This window comes from Desulfitibacter sp. BRH_c19, from assembly GCA_001515945.1.
Taxonomy (GTDB): domain Bacteria; phylum Bacillota; class DSM-16504; order Desulfitibacterales; family Desulfitibacteraceae; genus Desulfitibacter.
In genome coordinates, this window is the sequence record LOER01000022.1 from 1 (window position 1) to 24,434 (window position 24,434).

General features: G+C 35.5%; 23 protein-coding genes and 1 pseudogene. 23 read left to right on the forward strand and 1 reads right to left on the reverse strand.

Annotated elements, in window-relative coordinates; translation table 11 throughout:
* The 22 genes and pseudogenes from APF76_15040 to APF76_15145 all read left to right on the forward strand — a co-directional run bounded on the left by APF76_15040 (position 1) and on the right by APF76_15145 (position 21,959).
* Positions 1-630, forward strand: a pseudogene (locus APF76_15040).
* A 366-nt stretch (positions 631-996) separates the two neighbouring features.
* Positions 997-2,490 (forward strand): hypothetical protein, encoded by a 1,494-nt coding sequence (locus tag APF76_15045; GenBank protein KUO51699.1) that lies wholly within the window; start codon positions 997-999, stop codon positions 2,488-2,490.
* A gap of 42 nt (positions 2,491-2,532) precedes the next feature.
* The gene (locus APF76_15050; GenBank protein KUO51700.1) at positions 2,533-3,936 is read left to right on the forward strand and encodes a hypothetical protein; all 1,404 of its coding nucleotides are present in this window, start codon (positions 2,533-2,535) and stop codon (positions 3,934-3,936) included.
* 74 nt (positions 3,937-4,010) lie between these two features.
* Positions 4,011-5,063 (forward strand): hypothetical protein, encoded by a 1,053-nt coding sequence (locus APF76_15055; GenBank protein KUO51701.1) that lies wholly within the window; start codon positions 4,011-4,013, stop codon positions 5,061-5,063.
* A 95-nt stretch (positions 5,064-5,158) separates the two neighbouring features.
* Positions 5,159-5,980: a hypothetical protein gene (locus APF76_15060; GenBank protein KUO51702.1), complete on the forward strand. Its 822-nt coding sequence runs from the start codon at positions 5,159-5,161 to the stop codon at positions 5,978-5,980.
* Positions 5,965-6,753: a nitrate ABC transporter ATP-binding protein gene (locus tag APF76_15065; protein KUO51703.1), complete on the forward strand. Its 789-nt coding sequence runs from the start codon at positions 5,965-5,967 to the stop codon at positions 6,751-6,753. Before APF76_15060 ends, APF76_15065 begins: the two co-directional genes overlap by 16 nt.
* Positions 6,754-7,123: 370 nt before the next feature.
* Positions 7,124-7,948: a hypothetical protein gene (locus APF76_15070; GenBank protein KUO51704.1), complete on the forward strand. Its 825-nt coding sequence runs from the start codon at positions 7,124-7,126 to the stop codon at positions 7,946-7,948.
* Positions 7,949-7,996: 48 nt separating this feature from the next.
* Positions 7,997-9,790, forward strand: coding sequence for a hypothetical protein (locus APF76_15075; protein ID KUO51705.1), 1,794 nt, complete (start codon positions 7,997-7,999; stop codon positions 9,788-9,790).
* 63 nt (positions 9,791-9,853) lie between these two features.
* Positions 9,854-10,516: a branched-chain amino acid dehydrogenase gene (locus APF76_15080; GenBank protein KUO51706.1), complete on the forward strand. Its 663-nt coding sequence runs from the start codon at positions 9,854-9,856 to the stop codon at positions 10,514-10,516.
* Positions 10,509-11,171 (forward strand): acetate CoA-transferase, encoded by a 663-nt coding sequence (locus APF76_15085; protein KUO51707.1) that lies wholly within the window; start codon positions 10,509-10,511, stop codon positions 11,169-11,171. Before APF76_15080 ends, APF76_15085 begins: the two co-directional genes overlap by 8 nt.
* Before the next feature lie 18 nt (positions 11,172-11,189).
* Positions 11,190-11,561, forward strand: coding sequence for a hypothetical protein (locus APF76_15090; protein KUO51708.1), 372 nt, complete (start codon positions 11,190-11,192; stop codon positions 11,559-11,561).
* 231 nt (positions 11,562-11,792) lie between these two features.
* Positions 11,793-12,272 (forward strand): hypothetical protein, encoded by a 480-nt coding sequence (locus APF76_15095; protein KUO51709.1) that lies wholly within the window; start codon positions 11,793-11,795, stop codon positions 12,270-12,272.
* 16 nt (positions 12,273-12,288) lie between these two features.
* The gene (locus APF76_15100; GenBank protein KUO51710.1) at positions 12,289-12,906 is read left to right on the forward strand and encodes an SAM-dependent methyltransferase; all 618 of its coding nucleotides are present in this window, start codon (positions 12,289-12,291) and stop codon (positions 12,904-12,906) included.
* 248 nt (positions 12,907-13,154) lie between these two features.
* Positions 13,155-14,162: a peptide ABC transporter permease gene (locus APF76_15105; GenBank protein KUO51711.1), complete on the forward strand. Its 1,008-nt coding sequence runs from the start codon at positions 13,155-13,157 to the stop codon at positions 14,160-14,162.
* A gap of 15 nt (positions 14,163-14,177) precedes the next feature.
* Positions 14,178-15,035, forward strand: coding sequence for a peptide ABC transporter permease (locus APF76_15110; GenBank protein KUO51712.1), 858 nt, complete (start codon positions 14,178-14,180; stop codon positions 15,033-15,035).
* Between the two features lie 17 nt (positions 15,036-15,052).
* The gene (locus APF76_15115) at positions 15,053-16,039 is read left to right on the forward strand and encodes a peptide ABC transporter ATP-binding protein (protein ID KUO51713.1); all 987 of its coding nucleotides are present in this window, start codon (positions 15,053-15,055) and stop codon (positions 16,037-16,039) included.
* A gap of 2 nt (positions 16,040-16,041) precedes the next feature.
* Positions 16,042-17,013 carry a hypothetical protein gene (locus tag APF76_15120; GenBank protein ID KUO51714.1) on the forward strand — a complete coding sequence of 324 codons (972 nt, stop codon included), beginning with the start codon at positions 16,042-16,044 and terminating at the stop codon, positions 17,011-17,013.
* Between the two features lie 47 nt (positions 17,014-17,060).
* Positions 17,061-18,632, forward strand: coding sequence for a hypothetical protein (locus tag APF76_15125; protein KUO51715.1), 1,572 nt, complete (start codon positions 17,061-17,063; stop codon positions 18,630-18,632).
* Positions 18,633-18,690: 58 nt separating this feature from the next.
* On the forward strand, positions 18,691-19,890 hold the full coding sequence (locus APF76_15130; GenBank protein ID KUO51716.1) for a hypothetical protein: 1,200 nt from the start codon (positions 18,691-18,693) through the stop codon (positions 19,888-19,890).
* Positions 19,891-19,933: 43 nt separating this feature from the next.
* Positions 19,934-20,794 carry a hypothetical protein gene (locus APF76_15135; protein KUO51717.1) on the forward strand — a complete coding sequence of 287 codons (861 nt, stop codon included), beginning with the start codon at positions 19,934-19,936 and terminating at the stop codon, positions 20,792-20,794.
* A 115-nt stretch (positions 20,795-20,909) separates the two neighbouring features.
* Positions 20,910-21,377, forward strand: coding sequence for a hypothetical protein (locus tag APF76_15140; protein ID KUO51718.1), 468 nt, complete (start codon positions 20,910-20,912; stop codon positions 21,375-21,377).
* Between the two features lie 30 nt (positions 21,378-21,407).
* A complete protein-coding gene (locus APF76_15145) occupies positions 21,408-21,959 on the forward strand; it encodes a methionine sulfoxide reductase (GenBank protein ID KUO51719.1) in 552 nt (183 codons plus the stop codon).
* 64 nt (positions 21,960-22,023) lie between these two features.
* On the opposite strand, the gene APF76_15150 is transcribed toward APF76_15145, so the two are convergent.
* Positions 22,024-22,668 carry a TetR family transcriptional regulator gene (locus APF76_15150; protein ID KUO51720.1) on the reverse strand — a complete coding sequence of 215 codons (645 nt, stop codon included), beginning with the start codon at positions 22,666-22,668 and terminating at the stop codon, positions 22,024-22,026.
* A gap of 246 nt (positions 22,669-22,914) precedes the next feature.
* Between APF76_15150 and APF76_15155 the strand changes: the two genes are divergently transcribed.
* Complete coding sequence (locus APF76_15155) at positions 22,915-24,399, forward strand: glycine/betaine ABC transporter permease (GenBank protein ID KUO51721.1); 1,485 nt, start codon at positions 22,915-22,917, stop codon at positions 24,397-24,399.
* Positions 24,400-24,434: the final 35 nt, after the last annotated feature.

Here is a 24,434-nt window from a genome sequence, read left to right on the forward strand (position 1 = left end):
TATGATGTCTTATTGATGATGGACGAGGTTGTTTGTGGCTTTGCAAGAACTGGAACTATGTTTGGATATGAGCACTATGGAATAGTGCCAGATATGGTGACAATGGCTAAAGGAATGGCCAGCTCGTACATGCCCATATCAGCAACCGTTGTAACCCAGGAAATATTTGATATGTTTGTTGATGATCCGTCTAAACCGTTAGCATATTTTAGGGATATTAGTACTTATGGGGGCTGTGCAGGTGGTTGTGCGGCTGCCCTAGAAAATATTCGTATTATCGAAGAAGAAAACCTCTGTGAAAATAGTGCAAAGGTAGGCGCTTATTTTATAGCTAGATTAAACGAACTCCTTGACCTGCCAATTGTAGGAGATGTACGTGGTAATGGATTGTTTGCTGGCATTGAGATAGTAGAAGATAAGGCATCAAAGACACCTATGAGTGATGCTGTACTTGGACAAATAATGGCCAACATTGCTAATGAAGGTGTTTTAGCAGGTAAAACTAATAGAAGCTTCCCTAATCAGAATAATGTAATCGCATTTGCGCCTGCATTGATTGCGACTAAAGATGATATTGATAGAATAGTTTCAGCTGTGAGAATAGGGCTTGAAAATTCATGTAAGAAATAGCTTCTGCTAGATGATGTAAAGATTTTAATAGAAAAAAGGCATACAAAGAGATGTATAGTTGCATCACGATGCAACTATACATCTCAACAATTATAAAGATTACTATAATAGAGACTGCAAATGATGCTAATATGCATCATTTGCAGTCTCTATTATTATACTATGTAAATTTTACTTGATACAGTAGGAGTATGAAGACCATAAATTTTTGGCATACTTATTGCTTATAAATAGATTAAATAAAGTTCATTTTAATAACTTATAATTATTATTCCTGGTTTCTAAAAAAGGGGGTGTTGGCACACAGGCTATATTGTTTAAAAATTTGTTTTTATCAAACACATTAAAAATACAGGAGGGATTTTTGTGTCAAAGTATCAAGGATGGCCAAGAGAAAGTATGTATATTCCACCAGGAGACGCACTTACTAAACCAAATAAAGATACTGTATATGATGCTATTTTTATAGGTGGAGGAGCAGCGGGTAGATTTGGATCTTCATTTTTACGTGCACTAGGAGGCACGCAGTTTACATTTGAAATTGACAATCACTTAGGCGGGCAATGTTGTAAACATAATTGTGTACCTGAACATTTTGCATATGACAATGCTGTAAATATGGATCACTTGCGTTGGTTTGCTGGGCACATGTGGTATCCAGAAATTCCTGAGAAAATACCCATGGTACCCATATTTGATACCTTTAGAAAAGTTCGTGATACTAATGTTTATAAATTCATGACAGATCAAAGTAAGGGACAGCTAGGAATGGAATTTGAGGTTTTTAAGGAAGCAAAAATCATTGATCCTAATACGGTAGAAGTAGCAGGTGAAAGATACAGGGCCAAAAATATAGTTATTGGGACGGGTGCTAGGCCCCAAATACCAGATATTCCAGGAGTGAATTTAAAAAACGTACTTACTAACCGTGACCTAGTAAAGCTAGACTACGAACCAGAAAAGGTTGTAGTAATAGGACAAGGTAAAACTTCTGCTGGGTATACATCATTTTTTAGTGCATGTGGCTGTGATGTAACAATAGTAAACCGGTCTAGGATTTATCGTTGGCTAGATGATGAAGTACGTGATTTTGTAATATCTAATATGAAAAGACGGGGTATTAAGATACATGAAGGTGTAACTATTAAGGAAATAAAAGGAAGTGAAAAAGTAGAAGCAGTTATTTTTGAAGAGAATGGCAGGATTGTTGAGGTGCCTTGCGATACTGTCTTATTGGGAACAGGAGTAATTCCAAATTCTGAAATAGCAAAACCTTTGGGAGTTGAGATAGGACCTAACAATGAAATTGTAGTTAACAAGAAATTCCAAACTAGCATACCAAATGTGTATGCAATTGGAGACGTAAATGGACCTCCTTATGTGATGTCAGCAGCTCGCCAATCAGGAATGATAGCAGCGAAAAATATCATGGGTGAAGAAACAGAAATGATGGATAGAACTATGCCTGAATTTATGTTCACAACCTATGAAGTGACTTGGGTAGGATTAACTGAGAAAGAGTGTATAGAAAAATACGGCGATGCTGTTGTAATTAAAATGCCACCTTTTAATCTAGACATTGGTTTACCTTTAGCTGAAAGATCAATGGTAATGGCTCATGTACATCCAGAAATGTCAGGCTTCCAAAAAGCTATCATTGAGCCTAAGTCTCGTAAATTTGTAGGATTTCATCATGTAGGGTATGGAGCCAAAGCAGCGTTTCAATATCTAGCTGTGCTTCTAGATAAAGGACTAACAGTAGATGAGCTTGCAACATATCACGAATTGTTCCTTAATGCAGAGCATTTCATACAGTTAACACGTCTCAGAGCAGGACAGAAGAATTTATCTAGCCTATAAAATGCAACAACGTATTTAAAGTATAAGGAAGGTGAAAAGAGAGTGAATTATAAAAAAGTACTTGTTGATTATTACGATCACAAAAAAGAAATTATGGTGCCAGAGGATTCAGTAATTGTTGAATCATCCCCCCCAGATGGTGCAGAAGATCCTCAACAAATAGTAAAAGATGCATTGGCAAACCCTCTAGGAATGCCAAGAATATATGATTCAATTAAACCGGGATATAAAGTAACCATTGCTATGGATGATTGTACCCGTCCAGCCAGACCAAGACAAGTTATGTTGCCCATAATAATTGAAGAGCTAAATAAAGCTGGAGTTCCTGATGCTGACATTACGCTGTTGCTAGGTAATGGTAATCATCAAAAATTTACTCAAGAGCAGATTAGGCAATATGTTGGAGATGAGATTTTTAGGCGTTTTTGGCCCAAAGGTACAGCTAATAGTATCATAAATCATGACTGTGCCGATCCTGATAACTTAGTTTTCATGGGTGTATCAGAAATGGGAGACTATGTGGAGTACAACAAACTTTTATATGAATCAGATTTCTTTATTTATTTAGGTTCTGTACTACCTTCCAATTGGGGTGGAATGACTGGTTGCGGAGTTATTATTGGCTTAGCTGGTGCTAGGAGTATGCGTTCTACTCACGGTTGGGATGTTGTAGGGGATAAAGATTCTTGTCATGCTGACCAACATAAAATGCTCTATAGAAAGCATAAAGATGCAATTATGGATCAGATTGAAAAATTCTGTGGCAAAAAAGTTTTTTATGTAGATTCTATTTTGGGCAAGGATAAAGAAATAGTTGCTGCCTTTGCAGGTCACTACAAAGAAATACAAAAGCCTGCTTGGGAACTTGTAGAAAAATATTATAGGGTAGAAGTACCTCAGGCTGATATAGTGGTAATAGGTTTACCTAGAAATTTCATGTATGGCTCAAGTGATAATCCAATGATGCCTTTTGTAGGCACTTGTACTGCACCAAGGCATTGGGTAAATAAACCTCTTGTACGTGAAGGTGGAGTAGTTATAGGTGTATGTAGGAGCTCTGGTGAAATAAGCGAAAGAGATCATCCAAACCATAAACAAGCGTTGGAATATTGGAAAAGGTGTTTTGATGCTTCAGAAATGCTTAACTATGAAGATGAGTGGAACAACCATCCTGAGTTTATATTTAAATATAGACATTGTTATGGTTATCACCCAGTACATGCAAGTTGGTTGTTCTATGAAAGCCAGTATATGTTAGATCATTGCAGCAAAATAATCATGGCAGGAGAGATTAATCCTGGTCCATATAGAGCACTAGGTGTTACGCCAGTTCGTGATTTTGAGAAAGCAATGATTAAAGCCAAGCAAATTGTGGGTGAAAATCCTAAGGTGGTAGTATTACCTAGTTTTTGGACTAAACCTAGAATGCAACTTTATGTAAAGTAAATTTTTAAAAATATAGAGGTAAAGGCTATTTAAGATCTTTACCTCTAAATAAAACAATGAGAGGAGGAAGATTGGTGAAAAATTTTGTTATAATCCCCTTACTTGCTGTATTGATATTTACTATTATAGGTTGTAGTGATGAAAAAATAGAAGAAAACAACAATACTAAAATCATTCAAAGTGCTCCAGTTGATATGCTTAATAGGTTAAAAGCAGGCGAAATAGATGGATTTATTGCCTGGGAGCCATTTAATTCAGAAGCTGTACAGCAGGATATTGGAAGATACTTGGTGCAATCTGGAGATATATGGGATCAACATCCATGTTGTGTGCTAGCTGTAAGTAAAGACTTCCAAAATGAAAATGTCCTAACAGCAGTAGTGTGGGCTCATATTAAAGCTACACAATTCATCAATAACCCCAACAATTTGGAAAGTATATTTGAACATGCTGCAGCATTTACTGGCAAAGATAGGAAGATTGTTGAAAAAGCTTTAGAAAACATTGAATATGTTGAGTATCCCCAAACTGAGGGTTTTATAACATACTACACAAAACTCCAAGAAAATGGTTTGTTAGTTCAAGAGCATCAGGACATTGGTTATAGTGGGGGTGATAGTTTTTTTGAAGACTTTTTACGCAAAGACATTTACAATTTGGTTCTAACAGAAATGTCAAAAGATGATAATTGGAGGCCGCTAGTAGATGAAACAACAAAAATTACTATTGGTTTCCTTGCGAGGGATTTACACCAATTAGCGTTTTTTGTAGCTCAAAAGGAAAAATATTTTGAAGAAGTGGGGTTAAAAATTGGCGACAATATAGAAATTAGAGAATATGCTAATGGTGTCGCAGTCATGGAAGCATTTAGGGCCAAAGAAATAGATTTTGCTTACCTAGGTGGCGCACCTGCTATGTTGAAACGTGTGAATGATGATATCCATATTCAGGTAATTGCAGGTGCAAATAATGAAGGATCAGCAATTGTAGTAGGCAAGGATAGTGGAATTAGTAATATAAATGACCTAGGCGGTAAAACGATAGCTATACCTGGTATAGGTACAGTACAACATTTTGTGGTTGATAGTGCTCTACGTGAGGCAGGGATAATGCCTGTATTGGAATAGTTCATTTATTTACTAGAATAGGATAAACATAGAGTTTATCCTATTTCAATAAATATCCACCAATCAATTAATCAAAAAATAAGGAGGACCTTTTTTTGAATAATGATACAGGTGTCTCCATAAAGCATGGTCGCGAAAAATATAAAAACAACAATTCCATCATAAGTATGAGTTCGTTAATCATCTTTTTCCTTGTATGGTATTTTTTGGCACACAATAATCTAGTCAATTTGCCTGGACCTGTGCAAACCATGAAAGTATTTTTTGTACTTATTACAACTGGAGATCAACTTTATAACAAAAGTATTCAAGAGTTAACTTTATCTAGCTTGAAAGTTGTACTACAAGGAGTATCTCTCAGCTTTATTCTAGGATTTAGTCTAGGAATGATTATGGGGTATTTTAAAACTTTTGAACTTTTTATTAATACAATAATTGAGATGTTAAGGCCCATTCCTCCGCTTGCCTGGATTCCTTTGGGATACATTTTATTTGCTTTTACTGATAAACCAAGTACCTATGTGCAGTTGTTAGTAGTTTTTGTTGGAGCATTTTTCCCCGTGCTAGTAAATACCGTAATGGGTGTAAAACAGATAGATAGAATACTTCTGGATGCAGCTAGAAGCTGTGGTGCCAAGAAAAAGGATATTATTTTCAGAGTGATTTTTCCAGCTGTATTACCATCAGTCATTACAGGTTTAAGGATTGGTTTAGGGGTTGGATGGATGTGTATTGTTGCAGCGGAATTTGTAGGAGGTAGATCCGGTATAGGCTATTATATTTGGTCTGTTTATAGCATTGGGGGAAGAAGTGCAGAAATAATTTCTGGGATGATAGCAATTGGAGTAGTCAGCTACTTCTTAAATAAGAGTGTACTAGTGTTAGAAAAGAGGTTGACTCCATGGCGCTATTGTTAAATTCAATTTGTAAAAACTTTAATGAATTGGTTGTGTTAAAAGACATCTCATTACAAGTAAATGAAAGAGAGTTTATCTGTATTGTGGGCCCAAGCGGTTGTGGTAAAAGTACACTTCTTAGAATAATTGCTGGATTTGAACATCCAACCTCTGGCTCTGTAAAAATCGATAATGAAAAGGTGTACCTGTCCGATGGCGATATAGGTTTTGTTTTTCAAGAAAACTCTTTGTTCCCCTGGTTGACTGTAAAGGAAAATATTGCTTTTGGATTGAGAGTAAATACAACAAAATCCAGAAAGAATGAAAAAATCATTCATTATTTTTTGGATTTAATAGGATTAAAACACTTTGCAGATTATTATCCTCATCAGCTATCAGGCGGAATGAAACAACGAGTTCAGATTGCTAGGGCTATGGCATATAATCCGAAACTATTACTAATGGATGAACCGTTTGCTTCTCTTGACGCACAAACAAGAAACATGATGCAAGATGAATTGTTAAATATTTGGTTTAGGGAACAAAAGACGGTTCTTTTTATTACACATAGTATTGATGAGGCAATTTATTTGGCTGATAGGATATTGATTTTTGACATAAACCCTGGAACTATTAAGGAAATTTTAGAAGTTAAAATTCAAAGGCCTCGTGTAAGAACAGCTAAAGATTTTAATGAAATTAGGGAGTATGCATTAAAATTAATAGAAAATGAAGAGACTTCTTCGGGAGCTCAAAAAAATGGGAAAATTATCAAATTATCAGTTAACAGATAAAAACTAAAGCCTAAAAATTATGTTTATAACAAACAGGATTCTTTATTCAGTTGGAGTTTCCCACAGGATTAGTTCAACTAGAGTTCCGGGAAAAGCACCTGAACTAAGTTTCACTGAATGACTCCATCTGAATAATATAGAGCGAAACTTGCCAACTTGTTTGGCGTAGCTGAGCTAATCCTTTAGGGAAAACCGTTATCCAGGGGCTTAGTACCACTTATCTTCCACTACGCCAGTAGTTCTAGCAGTGTGATTTAGCAATGCGTAGAAATACCAGTGCAAAGCAAGAGGTGGGAGTCTTAGTGGTAGTTAGCCATCGGATAAAATTTCAAACTAATCTTAAAGTGGAAACAGTAGAGGAGGATTGTGTATGCTTAGTGAAGAAATTAAAACTTTAGTGGCTGAACGTTATAATAAATTTTCCAGATATGGTGGGGTAAAAAGGTACCGGTCTCCAGGTAATATGGGTCCGGGACTTGGATGTATAGGACAAAAACTTTATACTCCAGATGAAATAGAAAAAATTCCAAATTTTGCTTTTGACTATTCTATGGGTTGTACTACCCCTACTAGGTTAGTTGAAATTAAAAAGGATAATGTGGTTTTAGACATCGGTTGTGGAGTTGGAATTGATGTTATTCTTGCAGCGAAAAAAGTAGGTGATAAAGGCAGAGTATATGGAATTGATATTTCTACGTGGATGATTAAAAGGGCTACGAAGGCTGCAAAAAAAGTAGGATTACAAAATGTAGAATTTCATGTTGCGGATATGGAAAAATTACCATTAAAAAATAGTTTTGTAAACATTATTATTTCTAATGGAGCAATTAATTTAAGTATTGATAAGGTAACTGTGTTTAATGAAGCCTATCGAGTTATGAAACCAGGAGGAAAAATGGCAATAGCTGATATTGTTACTTCAGAAAAAATTGACCCAAGAGTATTAGAAAATTTTAAAACTCAGTGGCTTGGATGCATGGGTGGTGCAACATCAGAAGAAGAATATCTTAATGCTATTAAAGATGCCGGATTTAAAAAGATAGAGGTTCTATCTAGACGTAAACTATGTCCTAATGAGCTGAGTATGATGGTAAGGTGTCCAGGTGAAGATTTTACACCCGCCCCAATGAAAGAGGATGTTGAAGCTATCCAGGGTAAAGTAATAAGTATTAAAATAATTGCTAGCAAGCTATAGAAGTAGTATGAAACGGTTCTTAAGGTTCTCTGTCTGGGAGGGAGATAAATGGGGAAAAGCGATGAAACAAGTAAAGAACTAGTATCTTTGATTAATGACAATTCTGAAATTTTAAATGTAATTTATAGCGGTGTGTTAATTATTGATTTAAAAGGAACCATTGTTTACTGTAATCCCGCTGCTCATAGGATTATAAATAAAACATTTAGTGACATAATCGGAAAAAATATAGAAGAAATTAATAATAGTTCTTTATTGTACACAGCAATAAAAGAAGATAACAGCTATGAAAATACATTGATTCAATTTGAGGGTAAATCCATACTCACAAGCGGAACTACAATTAAAAAAAATGGCCAAAAAATAGGCGGAGTATCTATCTTTCATGATGTTAAGGACTTTGAAGATGTCTTTGTGAACGAATTTAAGGTAATACAAGACATAAATAGGGAACTCAATGCTATCATAGAGTCATCTTATGATGGTATATGGATAAGTGATGGTAAAGGCGTTACTTTAAGAGTAAATAAAAGTTATGAAGATTTCGCAGGAATTAAAGCAGAAGAAGTTGTGGGACATTCCTTGTATGATCTTGTTGGTGAAGGATATGTTACTGATTCAGCTGCCCTCCGTGTTATTGAAAATAAAGCTCCGGTAACATTAATCCACGAGATTAGGACAGGGAAAAAGGCAATGGTAACAGCCAAACCAATTTGGGATGAAAATGGTGAAATCTGGAGAATAATTACTAACGTTCGTGATATCAGCTTAATAAATAATATGAGGGAAGAAATCGAGCGATTAAGACAGAAATCCATCAGGGATGAAATGGAACTGAAACAACTTCGAAAAGAAAACCTTCACATTGAAATAATTGGTTCTAGCATAGGAATTTTAAAAGTAGTCGATTTTTGTAAAAAAGTAGCTGACGTTGATTCTACTGTTCTATTACTAGGAGAATCAGGTGTTGGAAAAGATGTTTTTGCAAGACTAATTCATAAGTGTAGTCCACGCAAAGAAGAACCCTTTGTTAAAATAAACTGTGGGGCTATTCCTGATAATCTTATTGAATCTGAATTATTTGGATATGAAAAGGGTTCTTTTACTGGTGCTAACATTTCTGGGAAACTAGGGATGTTTGAAATGGCAGACGGTGGCACTTTATTTCTTGATGAAGTGGGCGAATTACCCCTTAGATTGCAAGTTAAATTATTACAAGCCATTCAGGAGTGTAAGTTTTATAAAGTTGGTGGCACCCAACCAATAAAAGTTAATGTTAGAATACTAGCTGCTACCAATCGAGATTTAATATCTATGATAAGAGAAGGAACATTTCGAAAGGATCTTTACTATCGTTTAAATGTGGTATCCTCAGAGATACCTCCTCTAAGAGAACGAAGAGAGGATATACCCTTGCTGGTTAAGTATTTTTTAAACAATTATAATAATGTTTTTAAAATTAAGAAGATTATTGATGCGGATGCAATGAAGTGTTTAATAGATTATGATTGGCCAGGAAACATACGTGAACTAGAGAATATAATAGAAGGTTTAGTTGTATTAACCAGAGATCAAATTATTAAGAATTATGATTTGCCTAAGCATATTCAAAAGAAAGCCTTAGATAATTCTGATAGTAATAATTATAGTGATGAATTAACTCAAATTACTATTTCAAAAAATAGTACCTTAAATGATGCCATTGAAGTTATCGAAAGAAAAATATTAAGCGAAGCTTTAATTGAACATGGTAGTACAAGACAAGTTGCGAAACTTCTTAATGTTGACCAATCTACAATAGTTCGAAAGGCACAAAAATATAATATAAAATGGGCCAAATAAGTTTTTTGAATTTCAATCTAAAAACAATTATTAATTGGATTTGAGGATATAGGAGGATAGAGCATGGTACAAATACTTTCCGCTAAACAAGCTATAAGTAAAATGGAGGATGGAATGACTATAGCCGTAGGTGGCTTTCTTGGATGCGGCTGTCCTGACATGCTAATAGATGAGGTTATTAAACAAGGCTGTAAAAACCTAACACTAATCTGCAATGATAGTGGTTTCCCTGGAAAAGGAGTAGGAAAACTTCAAGATGAAAATAGACTTTCAAAGGTTTATGCATCATATATCGGAGGTCACCCCGAAACAGGTAAACAAATGCAGACAGGGGAGATGGAAGTAATCCTTACACCTCAGGGCAGCCTAGCTGAAAAGCTAAGAGCTGCAGGTGCAGGGTTAGGGGGGATCCTAACACCAACCGGTGTAGGAACCATAGTAGAAGAAGGAAAAGAAGTTATAGTAGTAGACGGAAAACAATATTTATTAGAATTACCATTAAAAGCAGACATTGCATTACTAAAGGCACATAAGGCTGATGAAAAAGGTAATCTTGTATATAGGAAGGCAGCAAGAAACTTCAACCCCGTAATGGCAACAGCCGCTGACCTGGTAATTGTTGAAGCAGAGGAAATCGTAAAAGCAGGTGAAATAGATCCTGATATGATACATACACCTGGAGTATTTGTCAACATTTTGGTAAAAGGAGGTAGCCAAAATGGATAAAAAAGAGGCCAGAATAATGATAGCAAAAAGAATTGCCAGAGAGCTTGTAGGTGGAACAGTTGTTAACCTTGGTATTGGCATGCCAACCTTATGTGCCAGCTATGTGCCAAAAGATATTGACGTGATGTTTCAGTCTGAAAACGGTTTTATTGGCATAGGACCAGCACCCAAAGCTGAGGAAATGGACAAAGACTGCGTTAATGCAGGAGGAAGCCCAGTTACGATACTGCCTGGCGGATGCTGCTTTGACAGTTCAACCTCCTTTGGGATTATAAGGGGAGGCCATATTCATACTACTGTACTTGGAGCATTGCAGGTAGATCAGGATGGAAATCTGGCTAACTGGATGGTACCTGGCAAAATGGTACCGGGCATGGGTGGAGCAATGGATCTTGTAGTAGGTGCAGGCAGGGTGATAATTGCTATGGAGCATTTAGCTAAAGACGGAAGTACCAAGATATTGAAAAAGTGCAATTTGCCGCTTACTGCGAAAAATGAAGTTGATTTAATAGTAACTGACATGGCTGTAATGGAAGTTACCAAAGATGGTTTGGTATTAAAAGAAATTGCACCTGGTATTACTGTAGAAGAAGTTGTTAACTCTACTGAGGCGGATTTAATAATATTTACAAATATAGAAACCATTTCTGTTTAAAAAGGAGGAGAAACGAGAATGTATTTTGATAAGAATACTCTTACAGAACATAAGGCGCTTGAGCCATTTACGCGATACGCTAAAATTATTTTTGATGACAGAACTATTGATAAAGCCTCGTTGAGTATAGGTGTATTCCGTTTCGGAGAAGACCAAACAGGTCCCAAACATAGTCATGAAACAGAGGTTGAGGTATACTTTTGCTTAAAAGGTGAGGGTTGTGTAATAGTTGATGAAAAAGAATTTATATTAAAAGAGGGTAATATTTTGTACATTCCCCCTAAAGCAGTACATGAAACTAAAAATGTAGGGAATAGTGATTTTGAGTTTTTAGCGATTTTTTCTCCATGCTTAAATATGGATAATATTAGACAGTGGCCAGCAGTATGAAGAGACGTTTAAAGAAGGGGGAAAAGTAGTTCATGAAAAAAGCAGTTATAGTAAGTGCAGTAAGAACACCAATAGGTGCCTTTGGAGGTACATTAGTAAATACGCTAGATACTGGTTCTTGGGATATAAGGGGGTAACTAATCCCCTTTTCTTTTTTTATTCAGATTGTGGTAGAATGTTCATAACAAATATTGAATTTTAGCTTTGGAGGAGATTGCCATCAATTCGGCTTTGATTATAGTTAACTGTATAAATAAGTATTTTGATTTAAATGGTGAAAAATATCTAGGAAATAACTGCCAACAAGTAATTAGAAATATACGTGAGAAACTAATCATAGCAAGAAAAGTAGGAAATCCAGTTATTTATGTTAATGATGGTATGCCCCAACCAAAAACAAAAAGGCAAAAATTTAATAATGCTGTTAAAGAAGAGCTTGAACTACTAGCTGGGGAAAGTGTAATTTATACGGATACAATAAGCTCTTTTTATAATACTTCTTTGGAGATGGAATTAGATAGAAAGAACATAAATGAAATTATACTGGTAGGAGCCCATACAAATACCACTATTTTTTTTACTGCTGTTGAAGCTAGGATTAGAGGGTTAAGCGTAATTGCTTTCGAGGAGTGCATTATTTCTAATGATAAGATAGCCCATGCAGTATTTATTAATCAAATGGTAAAAAACCATGGGATAGAAGTTTTTTGATATTCGGGAGGTACGTATGGTTGATTATACTGGTGAAAGAGTTATCCCAAAACTCATGAATCGCGAAAATGGCCTTCTTATTGAGCATATTGCCAGGTACAAATTTGCAAGCAACTTCACATGGGGAAGGGTGTTAGATATTGCTTGTGGAGTAGGGTACGGTAGTGAAATTATATTAAAAGGACCTAGTAGATGGTTAATCAAGGAAATGGTTGGGGTTGACAATGACTTAGCTACCATCGAGTATGCTAGAAACTATTACTCTCTTCCACTAGCTAAATACGTATTGGGGGATGCCCTAGATCCAAATCTAAAGAAATCTCTAGGTGGCTTTGATGTAATAATTAGCTTTGAAACAATTGAACATCTAGAACAAGATGAAGCATTTATACATAACTTAAAAAGTCTCTTAAACGATGATGGACAACTTATTATTTCTACTCCATTGGGGCAGGGCAGAGAATATCCATGCATTTGCCCATTTCATTATTTTCAATATACTATGGAAGAGTTTGAGGACTTGTTAAAGAGAAACTTCAGAGAAGTGGATATATATTTGCAGAAAGGTATAATAATTGAAAAACCCATTCCTGATAAAAAGTATTATCTTGCAGTAGCTGTTTGTAAGCAATGACATTAGAAGATGCGACATGTGAGTCTCCTTGATTAAGGAGGCTTATTTCGTTTTACTGTTGATAGATAATATAATGGATTTTGTCTGTCTTTGAATAGTCAAAATTATTTAAAATTTCAAAATAGGCTTGAAATTATATTCTTGTACATGTTATAATGAAAAAAATAAATCATATAATATTATATGAAAATAATTTTTCATATAAAGCATTATTTCTTATAAGCCTTTTAGGAGATGAGATTTAAGATATGGCTTTCTACAAATATTTTATTAAACGATTTTTTCTTACCGTACCTACATTAATTGGAGTAAGTATTATTGTATTTTTATTAATACACATGATACCTGGAGACCCTGTTACTGTCATGTTAGGAGAGAGGGCAACTGATGCAGCAAGAGTTGCTCTTGAACAAAGGCTTGGACTTGATAAACCATTACATATTCAATATTGGAATTGGGTTAGCCATGCCATTAGGGGTGACTTTGGGATTTCTATTAAGAGCCATGAACCAGTTTTTAGGGAGATCATCAGTAGACTACCTGCCACTCTTGAACTTACCTTAACAGCAATGTTTATAGCTATAACTTTTGGGATGTTGTTTGGAGTAACTGCAGCTAGGTATAGAAATACAGCAATTGATCAAATGGCAATAGGTGTTTCATTATTGGGAGTATCCATTCCAATATTCTGGTTGGGAATGATGATGATTTTCCTCTTTTCAGTAATAATGGGTTTATTGCCTGTATCAGGGCGTATTACTATGGGCCTAACTATATCACATGTTACTGGTTTTTACTTAATTGACACTATCATAACTGGTAACATGCTGCAGTTTTGGAATGCTGTAAGGCATCTTATTATGCCTGCGACAGCTCTAGCTACAGTTTCTTTGGCCCTGATAGTGAGGATTACCAGATCTAGTATGCTTGATGTATTAAATGAGGACTACATTCGTACTGCTAGAGCCAAGGGGTTACCCATGAATATAGTTATATATAAACACGCTTTAAAAAATGCAATGATACCTATTGTTACAGTTGTGGGGTTACAGTTTGCAAAGCTCCTTGGGGGAGCAATTTTGACTGAAACAGTCTTTTCATGGCCAGGAATTGGAAGGTTACTGATAACAGCAATAGGTAACAGGGACTATCCTATGATACAAGGTGTTGTGTTTTTCATTTCATTTGCATTTATCTTAATTAATATCTTAGTTGATATGCTTTATGCTTATTTAGATCCGAGAATACGCTATTAATAGGGAGGTGAGCTAGTGAATAACGAGTTGAGCCAAATTGTAAGGCAATACAGAAAAAACAAACCAGCTGTATTTGCATTTTTTGTAGCAATTATATTAATCTTTTTAGCAGTCTTTGGTCCTATGATGGCACCTTATGATCCAATTGATACAAACTTAGAGAATAGACTTCTTCCGGGTTTTTGGGCAGGTAATACAGATAATCCATTAGGCACAGATAATTTGGGAAGAGATATCTATTCAAGATTATTATATGGTGCAAGTATTTCCTTAAAGATAGGTTATTCAGTAATTTTTATTACTGCGATAGCTGGAATCTTTCTGGGTATTGTATCAGGGTATTTTGGTGGCATAGTAGATAATATTGTCATGAGATTTGTTGATATACTCCTTGCTTTTCCTCCGCTGTTATTGGCCCTAGTAATTGCAGCTTCACTAGGTACTGGCATCGAAAAGGCAATGCTTGCTATTGCAATTGTGTATATTCCTAGTCTCGCTCGTATTGTGCGGGGTTCAGTACTGACAGTAAAGGAACTACCCTATATTGAAGCCTCTATGGCGATGGGTGGAAATCACTTCTGGATTACTCTAAGACATGTCCTACCAAACATTATGACACCGGTTGTAGTATATTTAACATTACTTTTAGGGGACGCAATTTTGTATGCCGCTGCTCTAGGGTTTTTAGGGGTAGGAATAGATCCGTCCATGCCAGAATGGGGTGCAATGTTAAGCTCAGGAAAAGATTTCCTGCTTCTTGGCAAATGGTGGATAACAGTATTTCCAGGAATTATGATATTTTTCGCAGTATTATCATTTAACCTTTTAGGTGATGGTTTAAGAGAAGCAATAGATTCTAAACTTAGAATATAGTGGAAGAGGTGCTAGTAGTGACTAGTGAGACAATCTTAAATGTGGAAAACTTACGCGTAGAGTTTGAAACTGGACGGGGAAAGGTAATTGCCATAGATGGAGTCGATTTTACTCTGCGTAAAAACCAAACCCTTGGAATTGTAGGAGAATCAGGTTGTGGCAAAAGTGTTACAGCTTTAACAATTATGGGACTGTTAGCAAATAATGCAGTAACTGGGGGAAAGGTATTATTTAAGGAAGAAAATCTCTTGGAAAAATCAGAAAGGGAATTGACTAAAATCAGGGGAAACAGGATTTCAATGATTTTTCAAGAACCAATGACTTCACTTAATCCAGTCTTTACAATAGAGGATCAGCTCTCAGAAGTTATATTCCTACATCAGGGCGGTACAAGAAGAGAAATTCAGAAGAAGGCTATTGATATATTAGCTAAGGTTGGAATACCTAACCCAGAAAGAAGAATGTTGGATTATCCACATAGATTAAGTGGAGGCATGCGGCAAAGAATCATGATTGCTATGGCATTAGCATGTAATCCTGATATTTTAATCGCTGATGAGCCGACAACTGCTCTGGATGTTACCATTCAAGCTCAAATCCTATTGCTGATAAAAGGATTGCAGGAAGAGTTGGGAACAGGCGTAATTATGATAACCCATGATTTGGGGGTTATTGCACAGGTTGCCCAAGAGGTAGCTGTAATGTACGCGGGGCAAATTGTTGAATATGCAAAAGTAGCCAATATTTTTGAAAGACCTTTACATCCATATACTCAAGGACTTATTAGAACCATACCAAATATTAAAAAAGAGCAGGTAAGGTTAGAGGAAATAAAAGGAATGGTTCCTGAACTATCTCTTCTACCTAAAGGGTGTCGCTTTCATCCGCGTTGTCCAGAAAAAATTGAAAGATGTCATTTGGATACGCCAGACATGATAGCATCTGATATTGGGGCTGTGAGATGCTGGTTGTGGCAAAATAACGAACTGTTTAAAGGAGCATAGCTATGGTTGAACCTATTATAACAGTTAAGGATCTTAAAAAATATTATCCGATTAAGAAACAAGATAGTTTATTTAAATACGATTACCTAAGAGCAATTGATGGTATAAGTTTTAAACTATATGAAGGGGAAACACTAGGACTAGTTGGAGAATCTGGCTGTGGTAAATCTACAACTAGAAAACTTCTATTAAATGTTGAGCCTCCAACTCAAGGAGAAGTTTTGTTTAATGAGAAAAATATTTTCACGATGAATAATCATCATATTAAGGACTATCGAAGGAATGTGCAAATGGTATTTCAAGATCCTTATGCCAGCCTTGATCCTAAATGGAAGGTAATAAACCTTATTTCCGAATCACTTAGAATACATAAAATTGGTAGCAAAAAGGAACAAACCGTTAAAGTCTTAGAACTAATGAAGCTTGTTGGGCTGAAAGAAGAGCACTGCCACAGATATCCACATGAGTTTAGTGGCGGACAAAGACAACGTATATGTATTGCCAGGGCTTTGGCTTTAGATCCCAAGGTGATTGTTGCAGATGAACCAGTCTCGGCATTGGATGTTTCTATCCAGGCACAGGTATTAAATCTTTTTAAGGACTTAAAAGAAAAGCTTAACCTTACATATCTATTTATATCCCATGATTTAAATGTTATTAAATACATTTCCAACAGGGTTGCAGTAATGTATTTAGGAAGAATTGTTGAAATTGCTGATACCCAAAAGCTGTTTAATAATCCCAGACACCCGTATACAGAAGCTTTGATGAATGCTATACCTGTACCTGACCCTAGAGAATGCATGGAAATGAGAGTTTTAGGAGGTGAAGTACCAAGTCCAATAAATCCACCTGATGGATGTACCTTTCATCCAAGATGTCCAAATGTTATGGAGATTTGTAAAACTATAATTCCTTCCTTAACAGTAATAAATAAAAACCATCAGGTAGCATGTCATTTGACAAAATGTTAGCATATCTACTTATCTATAAGGAATTAATTTGGTGGGGAGGTAAAAAGATGGAGAAGAAGTATAGACTCGTTGCTTTAGTATTAATTTGTTTATTTACGGCTTTTATTTTTCTCGGATGTGGTGGAGGTAATGAGCAGGTTGAACCAGTTGATGAAGAAAAAATATTTATTATTGCTAGAAGTAATGATGCTGGAACACTAGATGCTGGATATGGTTATTCAGAAAGTGAAATAGATTTAGTATATCATTTATATGAAGGTTTAGTTCAGTTTGTCGATGATGACTTAAACGTTGGTCCCGCACTAGCTGAAACATGGGATGTATCAGAAGATGGAAAGGTATGGACGTTCAATCTAAGACAAGGAGTAAAGTTTCATGACGGAACAGATTTCAATGCTGATGCAGTAGTTTTTAGTTTTATGAGAGTATTGGATGAAAGTCACCCATACTATGGGCTGGGAGACTATTCATATTTTGATTACCTTCTTTCAGAAGCAGTAAATGATGTCAAAGCTATAGATGAGTTTACTGTTGAAGTAACACTTAATGATGTTTTTGCACCTTTTCTAACATATATGGGCTTATACTCACAGTTTATCGGAAGCCCAACTGCCGTTGAGAAGTATGGGGAAGAGTACTTTAAAAATCCTGTGGGTACCGGTCCTTTTATGCTGGAGGAATGGAAAAGAGATGAGTATATTAAAATCACCAAGTTTGAGGATTACTGGGGATCAAAACCGGAGATGGACACTATAATTTGGAAGGTAGTTCCAGAGGGTTCTACTCGTTTAATGGAACTACAATCGGGACAAGTGCATGCAATTAAAAATATTATGCCTGAACAGGTAGCGACTATAACTAATGATGATAGTTTAGAGCTTATAAGAGTACCTGGTGCAAACCTATTTTATATTGTCTTGAATCATCAGGCTGAACCAATTGATAATTTGAAAGTTAGACAGGCTATAAGTCATGCCATTGATTTTGATAAGCTAGTAGATGGGATTTATGAAGGTCTTGGAACACGTGCTATCAATCCAATGCCATCTACAATTTACGGATTTAATAATGACATAAAACCGTATGCTTATGATCCTGATAAAGCCAAGGAATTGCTTGCTGAGGCAGGCTATGCTGATGGTTTTGACATGGACATTCATGTATTCTCTGGTGCAAGAACATATGTAGGAAGGCCAGTTGATGCAGCAGAGGTAATGGCTGATGATTTAAATAAAATCGGCATCAAAGCAACTGTTGTTGTGAATGAGTGGGGTTCTCATAAAACTGTACTAGATAATTTCGACCATCAGTTTGGGTTAATTGGTTGGTTTGATGTACCATATCCAAGTAATTTCCTAAAGGTAATGCTTTTAGAAGGAGCTCGTACAAATTATCATTCAGAGGAACTTGTGGACCTTGCTAATAAGGCTCTAAGCTCCTATGACAGAGCGGAGCAAGAAAAGTATTATCAGGAAATACAATTAAAGGTTCATGAGGACGTAATAATTATACCTATCGCTCATAGTGATTATACAGCAGCCATTTCAAAGAATGTCAAAGGTTTTAGAATAGATGCAATAGGTAATGCATTAATTCATAATGTAACCCTTGAGAACTAATTTTTGGGAGCAGACCAATTTGGTCTGCTCTACTCACAAAGTGAGGTTGAGCTAAAAAATGAAAACAATATTAAGAGGAGCCACCCTTATTGATGGCACAGGAAGACCTCCTATTTATAATTCAGTAATAATTGTTGATAATGGAATAATAAAAAATGTTGGAGCTACATCGTATACTGATACAATAGAAGGTGGTGCACAAGTCATAGAATTAGATGGTCATACTATAATTCCTGGCTTAATTGATGCACATATTCACATGGATCTTCACGGCATGGCCAATACATATGAAGAAAACCTTGTTGAGGATAAGTTACGTTCCATAAGAACAGCTTGTGATATGGAGGTTACTTTGAAAAGGGGAATAACTACCATTAGGAATGCAGGAAGTGTTAATCACATAGATTTTGCGGTAAAAGAAGCTGTTGATAATGGTTGGTGTAATGGACCAAATATTATTACTTGTGGTAGAATACTCAGTATAACTGCTAGCGGAAATGATTATTTCAAAGGAATGTACAGAGAAGCAGATGGTGTGCATGAGGTGCGTAAAGCTGCTCGTGAACAAATAAAAAATGGTGCGGGTTTTCTAAAAGTTATGGCAACAGGTGCATATATGAACCCGGGAGGTGTACCTGGGGCTACTCAATTTGAAGAAGATGAATTAAAAGCAATTGTTCAAGAGGCAAACAAGCTAGAATTGAAGGTAGCTGCCCATGCTCATGGTAAGGAAGGAATAATGAATGCTATAAGGGCAGGGGTAGATACAATTGAACATGGGACCTTTATGGATGATGAAGCAATTGATTTGTTAATTGAAAAGCAGATTTATTTAATACCAACCTATGTTGCCGGACATCTAATGTTGAAAAATGGAGTAGAAAATGGTGTACCTGCTCACATGATCCAAAAGAATTCACGTATCAGAGAGATTAGAGGTAAAAACCTGAAGAAAGCTATAGATGCAGGAGTGAAAGTAGCATTTGGTTCAGATGCCGGAACAAACTATAATTACCATGGCAATAATGCGCTGGAATTAATTCTATATGTTAACGAAGGTTTTATGGATTCTATTAAGGCAATTTGTAGTGCTACAAAGATGTCTGCCGAGGCTTTAGGGATATCAGATAAAACAGGAACTTTAGAAGTTGGTAAAGCTGCGGATATAGTAGTTGTAAATGGAGTACTTGAACAATCTCTAGAGCCTTTAATGGATTCTGTTATTATGGTGTTTAAGGATGGACAATTAGTAAAATAGTTTCACTTAGGATTATTATTAATATAAAAGGTGTGGACATCAATTGCAAAATCAAAGTTCATTTTTTGAAAAAGTTAAAGAAAAGAGCCATGAATTATCTCCGAAACAAACTCAACTTGCTAAATATCTTATGAATAACTATAAAAGTGCAGCTTTCCAGAATATTATCAAAATTGCTAAGGACGCAGAGGTTAGTGAAGCTACTGTTGTACGATTAGCAACTACTCTTGATTATTCTGGCTTTCCAGAAATGTTGGATGATCTGCAAAAGATTGTTCAGTATGAATTAAGTGCTTTTGAAAGTATTAGAAATACATACAAGGGAGAAAAAATTAAGCAGTTAAATGTTTTGGAAACAGTAATAAATTATGACCAAAAAAATGTACAAAAGACTTTGCAAAGTGTATTATTATCTGATATTGAATGGATTGCCCATGCTATACAGGCCTCAAAAAAAGTGATAATCGTGGGTTTATATGCATCAAGCTTTTTAGCACAATACTTTGGCTATAATTTGGGAAAGGTAAAGGAAAATGTTCATATAATTAATGAAGATAGCGTGGTATTAAATAACATATTATTGGATTGTGGACCTGATACCATAGTATTTTTAACTGCTTTTCCTAGATATCCTAAAAAGATTCAATACTTAGGAGAGATGTTTAAGAAAAAAGGAGCAAATGTAATTGGGATAACTGACAGTATCCTATCGCCTTTAAAGGCTGTATCAAATAAGCTATTAATTGTACCTCTGCAGTATATGTCCTTTACAGACCCATGTTGTGCAATTCTTTTTTTGCTCCAGTCAATTATCATGGAATTCATGTCAATAGACCCAGAAGGGGCGGAAGAAAAGCTAGGAGCTTTTGATGATTATGTAGAACAGATGAAATATTTTAAATAAAACCATATAGATAAACTCAATATGGTTTCCTTATAAAAACTCACAATTTATATACAATAATTCTTCATTTTGGGTAAAATAATATCAAATATCCACAGGAGGTATAGATTTTGCCATGACTAATTCTAAGGAAAAAGAAACTATTGAAAGTAAAAATAAGACAACTATTAATAAAACTGAAGATGAGTGGAAAAAGCAACTTCCTCCGGAGGCTTATCATGTATTAAGAGAAAAGGGAACAGAAAGGCCCTTTACAGATAATAAGTACTATGAACACAAGGAGAAGGGTTTATACAGCTGTGCTGGATGTGGAAATCCATTATTCAGTTCAGAAAAGAAATTTGACTCTGGAACAGGATGGCCAAGCTATTATGATGTTCTCTCAGAAGAAAGTGTTGAAGTAAAAAAAGATCGGAGTCTCGGAATGGAAAGGACAGAGGTTCTTTGTGCAAAGTGTCGGGGTCATTTAGGGCACCTATTTGATGATGGTCCCCAACCCACAGGGCAACGATACTGTATAAATTCAGCTTCATTAGATTTTAAAAAGGATGAAAAACAGAAGGCTTCTTTTGGATTGGGTTGATTCTGGGGCCCAGATGCCCAGTTTGGGTTATTGAATGGAGTCATAAGCACAAAGGTAGGGTATGCAGGAGGAACAACAATTAATCCTACATATAGAAATATGGGAGACCATACTGAATCATTGGAGATTGAATATAATCCTACTGTTATAAGTTATGATGAAATAGTAGATTTCTTTTGGAACAGTCATAATCCAACTAGTGAGCCATGGTCAAAGCAGTACATGTCTATAGCTTTTTACCATAGTAATCTACAGAAAGAAGTCTTACTTACCTTGAAAAAGGAGCAGGAGCTTAAGAAGGGTAAAAAAATATATACGGAATTGATGGAAGCAGATATGTTCTACTCGGCAGAGGATTATCACCAGAAATACTATCTACAAGGAGTAAGCGAACTGATGAAAGAATTGCTAGCACTTTATCCTAACTTTAATGACTTTGTAAAATCAACAGCAGCAGCAAAGATTAATGGTTATGTTGCTGGTTATGGTTCTATTGAAAATCTAAAACTTGAGATAGATAGTTTTGGCTTATCAAACAAAGGGCAGGAACATCTCACGAGATTGGTAAAGAAATTAATATAGATTATGAAATAGCGGTGTATATATGAATACTGATATATACACCGCTATCTGTTTAACTGCTTTTTTACCTATATGCATAAATTATTTTTTTTATGTATTTCATAGTTTTTTGAACTGCCTCATCAACAGAATAATCAACCTGCTTATTTATTATCCTCAGTAGCATTCCTTGGTATATAAGTAAAACTACCTCATTTACTTCTACTAGGTCTTTCTCTTTTATATACCCCTCTTTGACACAAGCCTCTAAGATAGTCCTTGCTCTGGCGTATATATCTTGTTTCAATAGCATTGGCAACAAATCTTCAGGTTGCTCTCCAAGATCCTGGGGGTAGAGTTCATAATATATTTTTATGGATTCCTCTAATGGAATATCTAGCTTAGCAAAAAATATAGCATGATATATTTCCGGTTTATCATATGAATAAAAACAAAAAGTCTCCCATACTCGAAAGTATCTTTCTAAAGCATTGGTTATTCCAGTAACATATCTTGGTAGGCTTTGTGCATATTCCCTAAGAAATCGCATGGATGCAAAAAATATAAGGTGATCTAAATTTTGGAAGTAGTTATACAATGTTGCACTATTATAGCCAGCTAGATCAGCTACTTTTCGAACTGTAACACCACCCAAACCTTCTTCTTCAACAATTTGGGAAGCTGCTTCTATAAAGTAACGCATCATTCTTTGCTTTTGAATTTCTCTCATGACTCTCCTCGCAATATCCATTTAATGATTCCTTGAACAGATTATATATTATAGAATATATATTTACAATGCATAAACACATTTGTTTTAATATATATGTTTACTAAATAAACATGATTATGATAGAATATATCCATAAATACGATAATTTAAAAAATTGATGAAAGGAGAAAAGGATTAGAATTGCCTAAATTTTAAGAAAATTTACTATTATTTACCTTACAAAATATTCTAAGGAGTGTTAAAATGGAACATAAAGGCAAGATTGACCCTATAGTTTTTTATGTGTCATTAGTTCTATGTATGATTTTTGTTGCTTGGGGGGTAATATCACCAGCAAATCTAAACAGTGTTTCAGGAGCTGTTTTAAACTATCTTATTGCTAATTTTGGATGGTTATATCTTTTGTCAGCATTTATATTTTTAATTTTTGTGATTTATTTAGCTGTATCACGATATGGAACAATAAAACTAGGCAAGGACAATGAAAGCCCAGAATATTCAACTTTTGCCTGGCTAGCAATGCTTTTCACAACAGGCATGGGAATTGGACTAGTATTTTGGAGTGTTGCTGAACCTATGACTCATTATATAAATCCACCCATGGGAGAAGGAGGCACAACTGAGGCAGCTGGTATGGCTATGAAATATACCTTTTTCCATTGGGGTTTACATGCGTGGGCAATTTTTGCACTAGTTGGCTTAGCGCTTGCATATTTTCAATTCAGAAAAGGAAAGCCTGGTCTAATTAGTTCAGTCTTTTATCCAATATTAGGAGACAAAGTAGATGGACCAATAGGTAAAACGATTGATATCTTAGCAGTTTTTGCTACTATATTTGGTCTGGGGACATCCCTTGGACTTGGCACACAGCAAATAAATAGTGGTTTAGAATATCTCTATGGAATACCGAATAGTCCAATGGTAAATATTATTATTATTGTAGTAATCACAACTATTTTTACTGGTGCTGCTATAGTAGGTATCGAAAAGGCAATAGCATTGATTGCCAAATTAACTGTTTATGGAGCAATTGGACTTTTAGTATTTTTGATTCTTTTTGGTCCAACAAGGTTCATATTTAATATATTTTCAGAAACCTTAGGTAGCTATCTAGGGCAAATAATTCCTATGAGCTTATGGACTGATGCCATAGAACAAAAGGGTTGGTCTGGTGGATGGACAATCTTTTATTGGGCATGGTGGATAGCCTGGGGACCCTTTGTAGGCCAGTTTATAGCTAGAATATCTCGGGGTAGGACAATTAGAGAATTTGTTTTAGGAGTTTTATTGGTACCAACAGTATTTAGTGTTCTCTGGCTGTCTGTTTTTGGAGGAAGTGGTTTATTTCTAGAAATAGTAGGTGGCGTAGATATTAGCACAGCTGTTAACAATGATATGGCATCTGCTTTATTTGTTACATTGTCTAATTTTCCAATTAGCTCTATTACCTCAGTTTTAGCCATATTATTAATATCTGCTTTCTTTATCACATCAGCAGATTCTGGAACATTCGTAGTTGGGATGTTGACTTCTAAAGGAAGCTTTGAACCGAGTAATTGGGTAAAAGGTATATGGGGGACTATTCTTGGAGGCGTGGCTGCGGTTCTATTATTATCCGGGGGATTAGGAGCTTTACAGACTGCATCTATTGTTTCTGCATTTCCCTTTATGTTGGTCATGTTGGTGATGATGTATTCATTATTAAAAGCCTTTAGTGAAGAGGTTTAAAAACATAGTATTGTAAAAAATTTTGCAAAGCGTTT